The sequence below is a fragment of the Cellulomonas triticagri genome (assembly GCF_003696205.1).
GTDB classification, from domain to species: Bacteria; Actinomycetota; Actinomycetes; order Actinomycetales; family Cellulomonadaceae; genus Cellulomonas; species Cellulomonas triticagri.
On record NZ_RFFI01000001.1, the window covers coordinates 63,673 to 80,416 of the forward strand.

Here is a 16,744-nt window from a genome sequence, read left to right on the forward strand (position 1 = left end):
GGAACCCGATGAGCCAGCCCACGCCCGCCCCGTACCGGTTCGACCGCAGCCTGGCGGAGTTCGCCCGCGCGCAGCGGGTCATCCCGTCCGGCATCCCCGGGCACCTCGGCCCCACCGAGGGCCTGCACCTGCCGCACGACCGGTTCCCGAAGTTCGCGGCCCGCGCCGAGGGCACCCGGTTCTGGGACGTCGACGGCAACGAGTTCCTCGACTACATGTGCGGGTACGGGCCCAACGTGCTCGGCTACCGCGACCCCGACGTGGACGCCGCCGCCCGCGCCCAGGCGGAGCGCGAGGACGTCGTCACGCTGCCGTCCACGGTGATGGTCGACTTCGCGGAGCTGCTGGTCGACCAGGTCGCCTCCGCGGACTGGGCGTTCTTCGCGAAGAACGGCGGCGACACCACCACGCTCGCGATCATGACGGCCCGCGCCGCGACCCACCGCAAGAAGATCGTCTTCATCAAGGGGTACTACCACGGGGTCGCGCCGTGGACGCAGAAGCTCGACTACCCGGGCGTCCTCGAGGAGGACGTCGTCCACAACCTGTACGCGCCGTGGAACGACCTGGACGCGCTGCGCCGGACGTTCGCCGAGCACCGCGGGCAGATCGCGGCGCTCATCGCCCAGCCGTACATGCACGGCAACTTCGTCGACAACGAGCTGCCCGCCCCCGGCTACTGGCAGGCCGTCCGCGCCCTGTGCGACGAGCACGGCGTGGTGCTGGTCGTGGACGACGTGCGCGCCGGGTTCCGCCTCGACCTCGCCGGGTCGGACCACCACTTCGGGTTCAACGCCGACCTCATCACGTTCTGCAAGGCCATCGCGAACGGCTACAACGTGTCCGCCCTCATGGGCACCGACGCGTTGAAGGACGTCGTCAGCTCCATCACCTACACCGGCTCGTACTGGATGAGCGCCGTGCCGTTCGCGGCGGGCATCGCCACCCAGCGCAAGCTGCGCGAGCTCGACGCCCCCGCCCTGTTCGAGAGGCTCGGCACCCGGCTCACGGACGGGCTGGTCGCCGCCGCCGCGGACACCGGGTTCACGCTCGTCGCCTCGGGGGCACCCGCCCTGTTCTACCTGCGGCTGGACGACCCGCAGCGCTCGCTCCGGCTGCACCAGGAGTGGATCGCGGAGTGCGTCGGGCGCGGGGTGTTCCTCACGTCGCACCACAACCACTTCCTCAACGCCGCGCTCACCGAGGCCGACGTGGACCGGACGGTGGAGATCGCGCACGACGCGTTCACCGCCCTGCGGTCCCGGCACCCCGAGGCCGCCTGACCCGTCGCGCAGCCGGTCACGGTCCCGGCGCGTGCCGTCACGGCACGACCGTGACCGGCACCCGCGCGTCCCGCACCAGCCGCACCGCGATCGACCCCGCGATCCGGCGCCCCAGGGTCGCCGACGACCCGACGACCACCAGGTCGGCGCGCAGCTCCTCCGCCACGGCGGACAGCTCCCGGTACGGGTCCCCGGAGCGGACCACCAGGCACGCCCGGACCCCGGCGTCCGCGATCTGCGGCAGCGCCGCGCGGATCTCCCGCTCCACCGCGTCCTGCTCCTGCGCCACCACCGTCGAGGACATCCCCGTGCTGTCCATCACGGCCCACGGCCCGGCGGCCTCGCGCACGTGCACCAGCACCGCACCGCTGCCCTGCCGCCGGCACATCCCCACGGCGTAGGTGGCGGCACGGACCGACGAGTCCGACCCGTCGACGCCGATGACGACGACCGACGGGCCGTCCGTGCCGATCTCGAAGCCGACTGCCACGGCGTACGCCTCCCCGGGATCCCGACGGCAGGGGTCCCCAGGATGGCGGAGCCCACGGCCCGAGCGGGCGGGTTCCGGGGCACGGGACACCTGGTCCCGGCATCTGGCCGGACGTCCCGGACCACCCGGACCACCCGGACAGCAGAGAACCCCCGGTCGGATCTCTCCGACCGGGGGTTCTCTGCGGTGTGGCTTGTTCGGCTAACTCTCCGACCAGGCGGTACGTCTTCGCTGGTCAGTTGCCGTGTACAGGCCCGAGGTGGTGCTGTGTACAGGCTGGCGAGGGCACGCGGCGCAAGCCCGGCCGGCCACTCCCTACTTCTTCCGTCGGTCCTGGATGAACCACCAGGCGAGAACGCCAAGCACGACGACGACGAAAAGGGTGATGGTGAGCGCTGGCCAACGCGCGGCTGCCGCCGTCATCGCGGTCTCCCGATCGCTAGTTGTTCGCCGCAAGACCGGCGCCGATGCTCACCGCACTGTATCCGGCCTCAACTCCGAACGCGGCCCGGCTAGATACTCCGAGCACGTGCCCAGCACCTCCGAATCCGGCAGTCACCGCTCCGAACACGCCCGCTACGAGTGCGCCCTTCTTGTTTCCGGCGGCGAGGTTCGAGCCGACGTCGGCAGCCGTGCCGATGGCCGACAACCCAGCCCCGACCGCGAGCGGGGCGCCGAGCCCTGTCGCAGCGAGTCCAACGATGCTCGCGGTGAGACCGATCGCCCCGAGCACGCTCGAGGCCGAGACCTTCCCGGTCGGGTCGACGTAGTTGATCGGGTTGTTCGCGGCGTAGGCGTACCGGTTGCCGTTGGACGGGTCGAGCGGTGCGTCGAGGGTGTCCATCTGGGTCCAGCGGCCTTCGCCGGCGTCGTAGTAGCGGGCGCCGTTGAGGGTCCAGCCGGTGACGCGGTCGTTGAGGCCGCCGGTGTACATGAACGGGGTGTACGCCTGGGTGACGGACTGCTCGGTGAGGTCGGCGACGCCGTAGGGGTCGTACTCCCAGGCGTCGGAGACGGTGTTGTTCTGCGTGATGAGCGCGATCGGGGACCCGAGGTTGTCGTAGACGTACAGGGACTGGTCGTCGATGTTCCCCGAGTCCGACCGGATGATCAGCGGGGTGCCGTTCGCGTCGTGCTCCAGGTAGGCCCGGGAGCCGGAGTGGTAGACCTGCTCGATGATCGGCTTGCCGACCGAGTTGGTGCGCCCGTACCCGTAGCGGTACTTGTCCTGGCCGTTCGGGTCGGTCTGCGCGAGGAGCTCGCCGTTGCCGACGCCGGCGTAGGTGTACTCCCAGACCCCGTTGTTCTCGGCCGTCGCGAGCTGGTCGCCGGCGGTGTAGGTCAGGTCCCCGGCCTCGGGATCGGTGATGAGGTTCCCGGCGCCGTCGTAGACGAACCCGGCGGTGGTGGTCTGGTTGCCGGCGTTGTAGGTGCGGGTCTGGGTGCCGTCCGGGCCGGTGGCGGTGAGCCGGTTGCCGCGGGTGTCGTAGGTGTAGGTGTAGGTCTCGGCGGGCAGCGGGTTGCCGTCGCCGTCGGTGCCGGCGGTGACCGAGACCCCGGTGAGGCGGTTGGCGCCGTCGTAGGTGTACGTGGCGACCTGACCGGTGATGTTGTCCTTGCGCCACTGGATCAGCGACCGGTCGCTCGCAGCCGTGCCCGAGCAGGTGGGTGCGGTGGTGCCGGCGGTGTAGCACAGGGTGATGTCGACGACCGGGGTGATGTTGCTGCCCCAGATCGAGGAGTCGGCCTTGGTGCCGGTCAGCCGCCCGGACGGGTCGTAGGTGGACTGGGAGTGTGCGGCCCACACGGTGTTGTCCTCGTTGGTGCGCATCCAGGTGTCGGTGCGCCGGCCCTTGTCGTCGACGGCGAACCGGGTCCAGCTCTCCTCGTCGCCCAACCGCGTCACCTGCGCGATCTGCGCACCGGCGTCGTCGTACAGGTACTCGGTGGTGCCGCGCCCGTCCGTCGTGGTCTTCAGGCGGGAAGACTTGTCGTAGGAGTAGACGACCGGCTCGTAGTCCAGGGTGTGCACCCGCGAGGTCAAGCGGGACAGCGCGTCGTAGGAGTACGTCGTGGTGCCCGAGACGTCCTCGCGGGTGGCGACGCGTCCGGCGTTGTCGTAGGAGTACTCGACGTCCGGGCTGGCGGTCGTGGTGTCGTGGTCGAGGGCGACGAGCCGGTCGAGGTCGTCGTAGGTGTACGTGGTGGTGACGCCGTTGCCGTTCGACGCGGTGGCGGTGCGCCCGTACTGGTCGTACGTCAGGTTTCGCACCCCGAGGCTGGTGCCGGTCGGCGGGGTGATCGACGTCAGCTGCTTGTTCGCGTCATAGCCGTACGTGGTGGCGTTGCCGGTGTTCCCCGGGGCGGTGGCCGTGGCCACGGTCCCGTCGGCGTTGTACGTCAGCGCCGCCTCGGCGGCCAACGCGTCGGTCGACGTGAGCTGGTTGCCGGTCCCGTTGTACGTGTACAGCGAGGCGTTGCCGGCGTCGTCGGTCATCCCCGACGGCGAGTACTTCGAGGATGCCGACGTGTTCCCGTACTCCCAGGTCGAGGACGCCCCGCCCTGGGTCGCGAGGTTCGTCAGGGACTCACCGTCGTTCGCGTCGTACGTGTAGGTCGTGGTCTGCGCACCGGTCCCGGACCCCTGGGTCTGGGTGGCGGGGTCGATGTTCGGGGTGAACGTCGCCCCACGCTCGCGCCCCTCGGCGTCGACGGCCTTGCTCACCCGCCCCTGCATGTCCGAGGTCAGCGTGTACGTGGTGTGCGGGCCGGTGCCCGGGGACCCGGCCTGGTCCTGCTCGGGGTCGGAGACGAGGGTCTCGGTGTCTGAGGTGTACGCGAACCGCGTCCAGGCGTCGCCGGTGTCCTGGGTGACCGCGGTGACACGACCGCGCGCGTCGTAGGTGAACTCGGTCGCGGGGACGCCCGGTGCGGTGATCTTCGTCAGCAGGGCGCCGGTGTACTCGAAGGTCGTGTCCCGGCCGAGGGCGTCGGTGACCGTGTCCAGCATCCGGTTGCTGTCGTAGGACAGCTCGACGCTGCGCCGGTCGTTCGCTGGCCCCTGCGCGATCTCGACGAGCTGCTGGTCGTCGTACGTCAGGTCGACGTCCAGGTCGGCGCCGCCGCGGGTCGCGGTGACGGCGGTGGGCATCCCGGACCCGCCGTCGCCGTAGACGAGGGTGTGGGTGTTGGCGTTGCGGTCAGCGACGGACTGCGGGAGGCCCGCGGCGTCGAACGTCCACTTCTGCTGCGAGGAGTGGTCGGTCAGGGTCCACCCGCCGCCGGTCGCCGGCACGAGGTCGGCGGTGATGCCCGCCGGGGGCGTCCACCCGCCTGTCCCGTTCGGGACGAACGTGGCGGCCTGGCCCGACCCGGCGTGCAGCACGATCGACCCGTCGCCCTGCGCCGACAGGGTGTGCGCGGCGGTCGGGAACCAGCCGCGTCCGAACGGGGAGACCGGCTGGTCCTGGATCGTCCCGGACCCGATCGCCAGGGAGTTGTACGCCAGGTCCACCGGCAGGTCCCCGGTGACGCCCGGCGCGACCAGACCGCTCGCGGTGACCTGCAGGTTGCCGGTCGCGACATCGACGGACGCGCTGACGCGGTCACCGACCTGGAGGCCGACCGTCGTGGCGTTCTTGCGCGACCCGGCCCCGACCAGCGGTTGCACCCGGTTCGACTGCAGCGCCGAGACCGGGGAGCACGCGGTGGCGTCGCACGCGGCGACCTGCCACTCCACGCCCTGCCCCGCAGGTAGGGCCGGGAGCGTGAACCGGGCGACCTGCCCCGAGGTCACGCTGACGCGGGCCCCGTCGGCGAGGTCCCATCCCGTCGACCCGGCGCGGCGGGCGAAGAACTGCCCGTCGACGCTCCCACCGTCAGGGTCCGAGACCGTCGCAGCGAGCACGGGCGTGTGCGTCGCCGCGCGCTCGAACGCCAGGCCGCCGGGAGCCACCGGGGTCGCGGCTGCGGCCGGCAAGGCCGTCACCACCAACGCCCCGACGCTCAGAACGACAACAGCACGCAACCGAACCCGCATGGGTCCCCCTCGGTTCGTGACGCCGGTGCCGCGCCCCTGCAGCCTGGTCGTCGCGCTCTGCCTACCGACGGCTGCCCGCCCACGGGTCGGGAACGGTGCGGAGTTCACCCATACGGCACCCTCGCGTCATCACGTCGAACGAACGACGCGCCGCAGGCTGCGGCTGGAGGTCAGCGATCGCCGGGCGAGGCTCCCACCAGCGGCGACCGGTCGACGCGCGTCCGCGTGCATCCGATCGGGTGAAGGTGACCGCTTTCCTGTCCGAGATGCCCGCTATGTCCCTAGCGTTCGAGCGTCGTGCAGGGGCGCGCGGCACCGCAGGTCACCACAGGGGGCGACGTGACGATCGAGACCACCACCAGCAACCGCGTCGAGGGCGTCGACGCGCTGCGCGGGCTCGCGGCACTCGCCGTGTTCGTCTGCCACATCGGCGGGTACTGGGGGTTCCTCACCCTGCCCGGCAAGACACCCGAGCTGCTCGCGGTCGGCGCGCACGGCGTCGACGTGTTCATCGTCATCTCCGGGTTCTGCCTCGCCCTGCCCCTGGCCGGACGACCCCGCACCCTGCGCGTCCCGCAGTTCTACGGCAGGCGCGCCTGGCGGATCCTTCCGCCCTACTACGCCGCCCTCGCCGTCGCCGCGATCATCGCGCTGCTACCGGCGACCTGGCACCTGACCGTCGCCCGGCAGGCCACCCTCGGCGACGTCCTGCTGCACGTCGTCACCGGCCAGACCTGGGCGCCCGGGCAGGCCGGCACGATCAACGGCTCGCTGTGGTCCGTAGCGCTGGAGGTCCAGCTCTACCTGCTGTTCCCCCTGCTGGTCCTCGCCTGGCGACGCTGGGGCATCGTCCCCGTCCTGGTCGCCGCGGTCGCACTCGACCTCATCTGGCGCACCAGCGGGCTGCTCGGCGGCCCCGCACCCCTCGGCTCGGACCTCGTCGTCCCGGCCCGCCTCGACCAGTTCGTCGCCGGCATGGCCTGCGCCGTCGCCATCCGCACCGGCCGCACCTGGACCACGAGGCGCCTCGTCCCCGCGCTCCTGGCATCCGGGGTGGTCGCGCTCGTGCTCTCGACCCTCGAGCTCGGCGTCCTGACCGGAGTCGCCTGGGCGGCCGTCGGCTCCTGCGCGGTCCTGCTGCTCGCCGGCCCGCTCGGCCAGACTCTCGCACGCACCCCGCTCGAACGGTTCGGCACCCGCTCGTTCAGCTTCTACCTCATGCACCAGCCCGTCATGCTCGTCTGCGCACCGCTGGTCGCCGCACTCCCCGGCGGCACACCGGTGCAGCTCCTCCTGGGCGGGGCCGGCGTGCTCGCCCTCACCATCACCGCAGCCGAGGTCCTCTACCGGACCGTCGAGCTACCGAGCCACCACGCCGGGCGCCGGCGGTTCCCCCGCACCACCCACGACGAGCCGCGGCCTCAGGCGACCGACGACACGAACGCGCTCAGCGACACCGCGGCTCCCGCGACGAACCCGCGCTGACGTGAGGCAACTGGCACCGCACCGACCAGACCGCGCTCGCTGCGAGCGAGACCATGGCGCACCACCGCAACGGCACCGCGCTGCACGGGCTGGAGTCGTCGCCGACGAGCATCGGGGCACAGCAGAGAACCCCCGGTCGGATCTCTCCGACCGGCGGTTCTCTGTCTGTGTGCGCGAGGGGGGATTTGAACCCCCACGCCCTTTCGGACACTGGCACCTGAAGCCAGCGCGTCTGCCGTTCCGCCACTCGCGCGCCGCAGAAGATTAGCACGATCCGGGGGGCGCCCTTGACCACCCCCTCTCCCGGACCCCACCGGGTCCGCGTCCGGCCCGTCACCACGCCTCCCCCACGCGTGCACGCAGGCCTTTCACGAGGTCCGCGCCACCCCGACGTCCCCAGGTCGGGTCGTGCGGGCCCCTGCCCGGCTACCATCGACCAGGAGTCGAGTGCCGTCCGGGCGCCCGACGTTGCGCGCGTGCGGTGAGGAGGTGGTGGGCGTGGGCATCCTGGACCGGTTCGAGCACGGCGTGGAGCGCGTCGTGAACACCGCGTTCGCCAAGGCGTTCCGCAGCGAGGTGAAGCCCGTCGAGCTGGCGAGCGCCCTGCGCCGCGAGGTGGACGACCGGGCCGCCGTCGTGGGCCGGGACCGCACCGTCGTGCCGAACGAGTTCACGGTGGAGCTGTCGCCCGGCGACTACGACCAGGTCGAGGCCTGGGGCGCGGAGGCGCTGGCGGACGAGCTCGCGGCCAACGTCACGGAGCACGCGACGGGCCAGCGGTACGCGTTCGTCGGTCCGGTGACCGTGGCGTTCCACGAGTACGAGGACCTGGAGACGGGCCGGTTCCGCGTGAAGTCGGCGACGGTGCGCGGCGCGGCCGCCCCGGCGACGACCGCCGCGCCGAGCCCCCGGCACCCGCTCATCGACATCGACGGGCAGCGCTACCTGCTGACGGGCCCGGTGACCGTGATCGGTCGCGGCTCCGAGGCGGACATCGTGGTGGACGACCCGGGGGTGTCGCGTCGGCACCTGGAGATCCGCGTGTCCTCGCAGGGCGTGGTGGCCTCGGACCTGGGCTCGACGAACGGCCTGTTCGTCGAGGGTCACCAGGTCCCGGCCGCGACACTCCTGGACGGGAACACGCTGACGATCGGCCGGACGCGCATCATGTTCTGGACGGGCGACGGCGACGGACAGGGACCGGACGAGTGATGCGCTCCACGAACGGCACGCATGAGTGAGCTGACGGTCACCCTGCTCAGGCTGGGGTACCTGGTCCTCCTGTGGGCCTTCGTGCTGTCCGCCATCGGCGTGCTGCGCCGTGACCTGTACGGCACGCGGATCGTGAGCCGGAAGCGCCCCGCCGCGTCCGCCCCGGCGCCTGCCCCGGCGGGCGGGACGCCCGCCGCGCCGGCGCCGTCGCGCTCGTCGCGCGGTCGGCGGACGGGTCCGACGCGCCTCGTGGTGACGGAGGGCCCGCTGCGCGGGACGACGCTGCCGCTGGGGACGTCGGCGGTGCTGATCGGTCGGGCACCGTCCTGCACGCTGGTGCTCGACGACGACTACTCCTCGTCCCGCCACGCCCGGGTGTTCCCCGAGGGCGACCAGTGGCTGGTGGAGGACATGGGGTCGACCAACGGCACCTTCCTCGACGACCAGCCGGTGACGGACGCGGTGCCGGTCCGCGCCGGGGCGCAGATCCGCATCGGCCAGAGCGTCCTCGAGCTGCAGGGGTAGCGGGGACGTGAGCATCGCGCTGCGCTACGCCGCCCGGTCCGACGTCGGTCTGGTCCGGTCGAACAACCAGGACTCCGCGTACGCGGGACCGCACCTCCTCGTCGTCGCCGACGGCATGGGCGGCCACGCGGGCGGCGACGTCGCGTCGTCGGTGGCCATCGCCGCGCTGGCGCCGCTGGACGGCGAGTCGCACGGCCCGGACGACGCGCTGGACGAGCTCGAGCGGGCCCTGGAGGACGCGCGCGAGGAGATCATCGCGCGCTCCGAGGCGACCCCCGAGCTCGCCGGGATGGGCACGACGGTCACGGCGATCCTCCGGGCGGGCAACAAGCTCGCGATGGTGCACCTGGGCGACTCCCGCGGCTACCTGCTGCGCGACGGCGTGCTCACGCAGGTCACGACGGACCACACCTTCGTGCAGCACCTGGTCAGCACCGGCAAGATCACGCCGGAGGAGGCCGAGCACCACCCGCAGCGCTCCGTCGTCATGCGCGTGCTCGGCGACTTCGACATGGACATCGCCCCGGACCTGTCGGTGCGCGAGGCGCGCGCGGGCGACCGGTGGCTGCTGTGCTCCGACGGGCTGTCCGGCTTCGTCAGCGGCGAGACCATCGCGCGGACGCTGCACGAGATCACCGACGTCGACACCTGCGCGGAGCGGCTGGTGCAGCTCGCGCTGCGTGCGGGCGGCGGCGACAACGTGACGGTCGTCGTCGCGGACGTCCTCGACCTCGACGCCGTGCGCGACGGGGCTGGTCCGACGACGAACGCGGTGGTGGTCGGCTCCGCCGCCATCAACCGGAACCGCCCGACGTCCGCGCAGGACGGTCCCGCCGCGCGCGCCGCGGAGCACTCCCGCCAGGTCGCGGCGAGCACCCCCGGCGGCGGTGTCCCGGTGGTCGAGGACGACGACGCGGAGGACGCCGACGAGCGGCGTGCGCGCCGACGCCGCCGCGTGCGGGGCTGGCTGCTCACCGTGCTCGCGCTGGTCGTCCTCGCGGGCGCCGCGTTCGGGTTCTACCGGTGGACCCAGACGCAGTACTACGTCGGCGTCGACGGCGAGGCCGTCGCGATCTACCGCGGCATCCCGCAGGCCGTCGGGCCGCTGGCGTTCTCGGAGGTCGTCGAGACGTCCGACCTCCAGGTCGAGGACCTCCCCGCGTTCGTGCGCGACCGGGTCGAGCAGACCATCCACTCCGCGTCGCTGGCCGACGCCCGCGAGCGCGTCGAGCAGCTCGCCGCCGACGTCACGCCCCCCGAGGACGACGAGACCGCGGCCCCCTCCCCCTCCGCACCGGCAGCGTCCCCCGGCAGCACACCGGCGGCGCCCTGATGGCGACCGTGGAGGCGCACCGCGTGCGCGCCGGACGCGGGACCGAGCTGGGGCTGCTGGTCGTCGCGCTGCTCATCGCCGTGTCCGCGTACGCCCTGGTCGGGCTGGGCGCGACCGACGAGCTGCCCGCCGACGTCGCCGGGTACGGCGCCGGTTTGGCCGGGCTCGCCCTGGTCGTGCACGTCGTGCTGCGCTGGCGCGCGCCCTACGCGGACCCCGTGATCCTGCCGGTCGTCATCGCGCTCAACGGCATCGGGCTCGCGATGATCTACCGCATCGACCTGGCGCGCGAGGCCCGTGGCGGTGACGAGATGTTCGCGGGCAAGCAGCTCGCCTGGTCGGCGATCTCGGTGGCGCTCGCCTGCGTCGTGCTGATCGTGCTGCGCGACCACCGCACGCTGCGCCGGTACACGTACACGGCGATGATCGTCGCGCTGGGCCTGATCGTGCTGCCGCTGATCCCGGGGCTCGGTGTCGAGATCAACGGCGCACGCATCTGGATCCGCGCGCTCGGCTTCTCGCTGCAGCCCTCGGAGCTCGCGAAGATCGCCCTCGCGGTGTTCTTCGCCGGCTACCTGGTGACGCACCGCGACACGCTCGCCCTCGCCGGGCCGAAGGTGCTCGGCCTGCAGCTGCCCCGCATCCGCGACCTCGGACCGATCCTCGTCGTGTGGGCCGGCGCCATCGCGACGCTGGTGCTGCAGAAGGACCTCGGCACGTCGCTGCTGCTGTTCGGCATGTTCGTCGCCATGCTCTACGTCGCGACCGAGCGGCTGTCCTGGATCGTCATCGGCTTCGTGATGTTCGCCGGGGGCGTCGCGTTCGCGTCCGCCACGTTCGGCCACGTCGCCGCGCGTTTCCACATCTGGTTGCACGCCCTCGACCAGGACGTCTTCGACCGCGCGCCCGGCGGCTCCGGCCAGCTCGTGCGCGGCCTGTTCGGCCTGGCCAGCGGAGGCCTGTTCGGCACTGGCTGGGGCCAGGGGCGGCCCGACCTGGTCCCGTACGCGGAGTCCGACTTCATCGTCGCCTCGCTGGGCGAGGAGCTCGGCCTCACCGGGCTGATGGCGATCCTCGTCATGTACCTGGTGCTGTGCCAGCGCGGCATCCGGACCTCGATCGGCGTGCGCGACGGGTTCGGCAAGCTGCTCGCGGCGGGCCTGTCTTTCGTGATCGCGTTCCAGTGCTTCGTCGTGGTCGGCGGCATCACCCGGATCATCCCGCTGACCGGTCTGACCATGCCGTTCCTCGCGTACGGCGGGTCCTCGCTGCTCGCGAACTGGATCATCGCCGCCCTGCTGCTGCGCGTGTCGGACGACGCGCGCCGCCCCGCCCCGGAGGTGACCGGCCTGCTGCTCGAGACGCCCGCGGGCGGCATCCCGCTCGACGAGGAGGCCCGCAACCCCGTGGCGGTGGCCGGACCCGGGGACGACCAGCCGACCGAGGCGATCCGCCGCACCAACGGGGGTGGTCGGTCGTGAACACCGCCCTGCGTCGTCTGGCGAGCGTCGTCGTCATCATGTTCCTCGCCCTGCTGGCGGGCACCACGTGGGTGCAGTTCGGCCAGGCGTCCGCGCTGAACAACGACTCGCGCAACGTCCGCACCCTGTACCGCGAGTACGGCAAGCCGCGCGGCCCGATCATCGTGGCCGGGCAGCCGATCGCGCAGTCCACCGCTGTGGACGACCCGTTCGGCTTCCAGCGCTCCTACTCCCAGCCCGAGCTCTACTCGACGGTCACCGGCTTCTACTCGGTCGTGAACGGCGGCAGCCAGCTCGAGCGGTCCATGAACGACGTGCTCACCGGGCAGGCCGACTCGCTGTTCTGGCAGCGGATGCAGGCCCTGATCACCGGCGCCCAGCCGCAGGGCTCGTCCATCGAGCTCACGCTCGACCCCGCCGCGCAGCAGGCGGCGGTCGATGCGCTCGGCGGCCAGCAGGGCGCCGTCGTCGCCATCGAGCCGTCCACCGGCAAGATCCTCGCGATGGTGTCGACCCCCGGGTTCGACCCGAACGCGCTCGCCACCCACGACACGACGGCCGCCAGCTCCGCGTACCAGCAGCTGCTCGGTGCCGAGGGCGACCCCCTGCGCAACTCCACGACCAGCGACAACTACCCGCCCGGGTCGACGTTCAAGCTCATCACCGCTGCCGCCGCGCTGGAGTCCGGCGACTACACCGCCGAGACCCAGGTCCCCGCCCCGGACACGTACACGCTGCCCGGCACGCAGACCCAGCTGCCGAACTTCGGCGGCTCCTCCTGCGCCGCCACCGGGCAGATGTCGCTGGCCGACGCCCTGCGGATCTCGTGCAACACCGCGTTCGCGGAACTCGGCGTCGACCTCGGGGACGACGCGATCCGCGAGCAGGCGGAGCGGTTCGGCTTCGACTCCGCCGACCTCACCGTGCCCATGCGGGTCGCCGAGTCCACCTACCCGGCCGAGCTCGCCCCCGACCGCACCGCGCTGTCGGCGATCGGCCAGGAGTCGGTGCGCGCCACGCCGATCCAGATGGCCATGGTCTCCGCGGCCATCGCCAACGGCGGCACCCTGATGAGCCCGTACCTGGTGCAGACCGTGCGCACCGCCGACCTGGACGTGGTCAGCGAGGCCAAGCCGTCCGAGCTCTCCGAGGCCGTCTCCGCGGGGACCGCCCAGCAGCTCACCGACATGATGCTCGGCGTCGTGCAGTCCGGGTCCGGCACCTCCGCGCAGATCTCCGGCGTGCAGGTCGCGGGCAAGACCGGCACCGCCCAGACCGGTCGCGACGGCGAGGCGCCGCACGCCTGGTTCACCGGCTTCGCGCCCGCCGACGACCCCCAGGTCGCGGTGGCCGTCATCGTGCAGAACGGCGGCGACGCGGGCTCGGAGGCCACTGGCGGCCGGGTCGCCGCCCCGATCGCGCGCGCCGTGATGCAGGCGGTGATCGGCCAGTGAGGCCCGCACCCGACGTCCTGATGGGCGGCCGCTACCGCCTGACGCGCCAGATCGCCGTCGGCGGCATGGGCGAGGTCTGGGCGGCGCACGACACGTCGCTGCAGCGCGACATCGCCATCAAGGTGCTGCGCGAGGAGTTCGCGGGCGACACCGGGTTCCTGGAGCGGTTCCGCACCGAGGCCCGCAACGCGGGCAGCCTGTCCCACGAGGGCATCGCCGCGCTGTTCGACTACGGCGAGCAGGACGGCTCCGCGTTCCTCGCCATGGAGCTCATCGTCGGCGAGCCCATGAGCGACCTGCTGGAGCGCGAGCCCGTGCTGCCCCCGCGGCGGCTGCTGCCGATCCTCGCGCAGACCGCCCGGGCCCTGCACGCCGCGCACCTCGCCGGGGTCGTGCACCGCGACGTCAAGCCTGGGAACATCCTCATCACGCCCACCGGCAAGGTGAAGATCACCGACTTCGGCGTCTCGCTGTCCGCGGACCAGGTCCCCATGACCGCCACGGGCATGGTCATGGGCACCGCCCAGTACCTCTCCCCCGAGCAGGCCGTCGGCGGCCCCGCGACCGCGGCGTCCGACATGTACGCGCTCGGCATCGTCGCGTACGAGGCCCTCGTCGGGCACCGGCCCTTCACCGGCCCGACGGCGGTCGACATCGCCGTGGCGCACGTGAACACGCCCGTGCCGCCGCTGCCGTCCACGGTGTCCCGGCCCATCGCCCAGCTCGTCATGCGCCTGCTCGCGAAGGACCCCGCGTCCCGGCCGGACAACGCGGACGAGCTCGCGGACATGTTCGACGCGCTCGTGCCGCACACCCCCGCCCGCGGGGCCGCACCCGTGTCGATCGTCCCCGGCCGTGCAGCGAACCGACGCGGCGACGTGCCCGCCGCTCGTGGCGGCACCACCGACCGGCCCGCGACCGCGGCCGCGACCTCCGGGGGGCGCCCCAGCGAGGCCGGGGCGATGCGCGTGCGCGGGTCCAGCACGTCGACCGCGTCCGCCCCCGTGAGCGCGCCGCCCTCCTTCGACCCCCGCACCGGGCGGCCCACCGACGGCAGCCACGCGCCCACCTACCGCGCCCCCGGTGCCCGGGGGCAGCACAGCCAGCCCACCACCCGCGCGCACGCCCGCGTGCAGACCGCGGGCGGTGGCAGCCGGTTCCACGTCCGGTGGCCCCTGCTGGTGCTCGCCGTGCTGGTCGTGGCGCTGCTCGGCGCCGCCCTCGCGGACCAGCTCACCCGCGCCGACGGCGGCGGCGCCGGCGGTGCCCCCCTGACCACGCTCACCTCCACCCACGCGGACCCCGCAGGTGGGATGATCTCCCCGCACGTGCCCGACGCAGCCGCGACGGACGCGCGAACGACGACAGCGAAGGACGCCTAGTGGTGGACGACGGATCCCGGATCCTCGCCGGACGGTACGAGGTCGGTGAGCTCATCGGCCGCGGCGGCATGGCCGAGGTGCACATCGGGCACGACACGAGGCTCGGCCGCACGGTCGCGATCAAGATCCTGCGCTCCGACCTCGCTCGCGACCCGTCCTTCCAGGCACGGTTCCGCCGCGAGGCCCAGGCCGCGGCGGGGCTCAACCACCCGTCCATCGTCGCGGTGTACGACACCGGCGAGGACGTGTACACCGAGCCCACGGGCGCCGTGGCGCACGTGCCGTTCATCGTCATGGAGTACGTCGAGGGCCACACGGTCCGCGACATCCTCCGCGACGGCCAGGCCGTGCCCATCGAGGAGGCCATCGAGATCACCGCGGGCGTGCTGTCCGCGCTCGAGTACTCCCACCACGCGGGCATCGTGCACCGGGACATCAAGCCCGCCAACGTGATGCTGACTCCCACGGGCGCCGTCAAGGTCATGGACTTCGGCATCGCCCGCGCTGTCGCCGACTCCGCCGCGACCATGACGCAGACGCAGGCCGTCATCGGCACCGCCCAGTACCTGTCCCCCGAGCAGGCGCGCGGCGAGACCGTCGACGCCCGCTCCGACCTGTACTCCGCCGGCTGCCTGCTGTTCGAGCTGCTGACGGGGCGTCCGCCGTTCGTCGGCGACTCGCCCGTCGCCGTCGCGTACCAGCACGTCCGGGAGATCGCGCCCGCGCCGTCCTCCGTCGCGTCCGACGTCCCCGAGGTGCTGGACCGCATCACCGCGAAGGCCCTCGCCAAGGAGCGCGACGCCCGCTACTCCTCGGCCGCGGAGTTCCGCGCCGACCTGGAGGCCGCCGCGCGCGGGGGCCACGTGTCCGCACCTGCCGTCGCCGCCCTCGGCGCCGGCGCTGCCACGCAGGTCATGGGTGCGGCCGACGCCGGCGCCACCCAGGTCATGCCCGGTGGCGCCCCCGCGTGGGCGCCCACCGGCCCCGGGACGTCCGTGCTGCCCCCGCAGGGCGACGAGGAGCCCGAGGACGAGACGAAGTCCAAGCGCTGGCTCTGGATCACCCTGTCGGTGGTCGCCGCCATCGCCATCGGCGGCATCATCTGGCTGCTCATGCAGAACCGGGAGGAGCCGGTCGCGCAGGTGCCGGTGCCGGACGTCGTCGGCCAGGTCGAGGCCGATGCCGTCGCCACGCTCACGGAGGCCGGGTTCGAGACCCGGCGGGAGTCCGCGGCCAGCACGACCGTCGCCGAGGGCTCCGTGATCAGCACGGACCCCGAGGGCGGCACCCAGGCCGCCGACGGCAGCACCGTGACCGTCGTGGTCTCGGGCGGTCCGGACGCGGTGTCCCTGCCCGACCTCAGCGGGTACACGCAGGACCAGGCCCGCCAGCAGATCGAAGGGCTCGGGCTGACGGTCGGCGCCGTCACCGAGGAGGACGACCCGGCCCAGCCGGCCGGTCGCGTGCTGCGCACCGACCCCGCTGGTGGCCAGTCGATCCCCGAGGGGACGGCCGTCGCGGTGTTCATCTCCTCCGGCAACGTCCAGCTGGAGAGCCTGGAGGGAGCAGCGCAGGCCGATGCCCAGGCCCGCCTGAACGCGCTCAACCTCGGCACCTCCATCGTGTCGGGCGAGACCTCCGACCCCAACCTCGTCGGCAAGGTGATCGGCCAGGACCGCATCGGCCTGCTGGAGCAGCGCACCGTGGTCACGCTGACCATCGGCGCGGCACCGACGACCGTGCAGATCCCCAACGACGTGATCGGCAAGCTCGAGGCCGACGCCACGGCCCAGCTCCAGGCCCTGAACCTGCAGGTCCAGTCGGTGGAGTCGGACCAGCCGTCCAACCAGCCGGCCGGCACCGTGCTCTCGACCGACCCGCGTGCGGGGACCCAGGTGCAGCCCGGCAGCACCGTGACCCTCGTGCTCAGCCGGGGTCCGGCGACGGGCGGCGGCAACGGCGGCGGGTCCGAGGGAGACACGTCCGGCGGCTGATCAGCGCCCGGGCGGCAGCACGACGGCGGCCGAGGTCGAGGTTCTGCTCGACCTCGGCCGTCGTCG

11 protein-coding genes and 1 tRNA gene are annotated in these 16,744 nt (G+C 72.8%); 9 read left to right on the forward strand and 3 right to left on the reverse strand.

From position 1 onward, the window contains the following. Positions 1–8 precede the first annotated feature (8 nt). Positions 9–1,283 (forward strand): aminotransferase class III-fold pyridoxal phosphate-dependent enzyme, encoded by a 1,275-nt coding sequence (locus EBM89_RS00260; protein WP_122147458.1) that lies wholly within the window; start codon positions 9–11, stop codon positions 1,281–1,283. Positions 1,284–1,320: 37 nt separating this feature from the next. Here EBM89_RS00260 and EBM89_RS00265 read toward each other — a convergent pair whose 3' ends face one another. Both EBM89_RS00265 and EBM89_RS00270 read right to left on the reverse strand, forming a co-directional pair. After that, complete coding sequence (locus EBM89_RS00265; RefSeq protein ID WP_122147459.1) at positions 1,321–1,773, reverse strand: universal stress protein; 453 nt, start codon at positions 1,771–1,773, stop codon at positions 1,321–1,323. 439 nt (positions 1,774–2,212) lie between these two features. After that, positions 2,213–5,752: an RHS repeat-associated core domain-containing protein gene (locus EBM89_RS00270; protein WP_147463398.1), complete on the reverse strand. Its 3,540-nt coding sequence runs from the start codon at positions 5,750–5,752 to the stop codon at positions 2,213–2,215. A gap of 399 nt (positions 5,753–6,151) precedes the next feature. Between EBM89_RS00270 and EBM89_RS00275 the strand changes: the two genes are divergently transcribed. After that, a complete protein-coding gene (locus EBM89_RS00275) occupies positions 6,152–7,297 on the forward strand; it encodes an acyltransferase family protein (RefSeq protein ID WP_158609419.1) in 1,146 nt (381 codons plus the stop codon). Between the two features lie 170 nt (positions 7,298–7,467). Here EBM89_RS00275 and EBM89_RS00280 read toward each other — a convergent pair. Then, positions 7,468–7,550, reverse strand: a tRNA-Leu gene (locus EBM89_RS00280). Between the two features lie 245 nt (positions 7,551–7,795). Here EBM89_RS00280 and EBM89_RS00285 point away from each other — a divergent pair. The 7 genes from EBM89_RS00285 to pknB are packed head-to-tail and all read left to right on the forward strand — an operon-like array spanning position 7,796 to position 16,678. Then, positions 7,796–8,509 carry an FHA domain-containing protein gene (locus tag EBM89_RS00285; protein WP_122147499.1) on the forward strand — a complete coding sequence of 238 codons (714 nt, stop codon included), beginning with the start codon at positions 7,796–7,798 and terminating at the stop codon, positions 8,507–8,509. Between the two features lie 21 nt (positions 8,510–8,530). Then, positions 8,531–9,034, forward strand: coding sequence for an FHA domain-containing protein FhaB/FipA (locus tag EBM89_RS00290; protein ID WP_122147462.1), 504 nt, complete (start codon positions 8,531–8,533; stop codon positions 9,032–9,034). A gap of 7 nt (positions 9,035–9,041) precedes the next feature. After that, positions 9,042–10,367 carry a Stp1/IreP family PP2C-type Ser/Thr phosphatase gene (locus EBM89_RS00295; protein WP_122147463.1) on the forward strand — a complete coding sequence of 442 codons (1,326 nt, stop codon included), beginning with the start codon at positions 9,042–9,044 and terminating at the stop codon, positions 10,365–10,367. Next, a complete protein-coding gene (locus EBM89_RS00300; RefSeq protein WP_122147464.1) occupies positions 10,367–11,848 on the forward strand; it encodes an FtsW/RodA/SpoVE family cell cycle protein in 1,482 nt (493 codons plus the stop codon). The genes EBM89_RS00295 and EBM89_RS00300 overlap by 1 nt, the downstream gene beginning before the upstream one ends. After that, positions 11,845–13,302: a peptidoglycan D,D-transpeptidase FtsI family protein gene (locus EBM89_RS00305; protein ID WP_122147465.1), complete on the forward strand. Its 1,458-nt coding sequence runs from the start codon at positions 11,845–11,847 to the stop codon at positions 13,300–13,302. The genes EBM89_RS00300 and EBM89_RS00305 overlap by 4 nt, the downstream gene beginning before the upstream one ends. Next, entirely contained in the window at positions 13,299–14,684 is a 1,386-nt protein-coding gene (locus tag EBM89_RS00310) for a serine/threonine protein kinase (RefSeq protein WP_122147466.1), read from the forward strand. The genes EBM89_RS00305 and EBM89_RS00310 overlap by 4 nt, the downstream gene beginning before the upstream one ends. Beyond that, on the forward strand, positions 14,684–16,678 hold the full coding sequence (pknB, locus tag EBM89_RS00315) for a Stk1 family PASTA domain-containing Ser/Thr kinase (RefSeq protein WP_122147467.1): 1,995 nt from the start codon (positions 14,684–14,686) through the stop codon (positions 16,676–16,678). The genes EBM89_RS00310 and pknB overlap by 1 nt, the downstream gene beginning before the upstream one ends. The last annotated feature ends 66 nt before the right edge of the window (positions 16,679–16,744 follow it).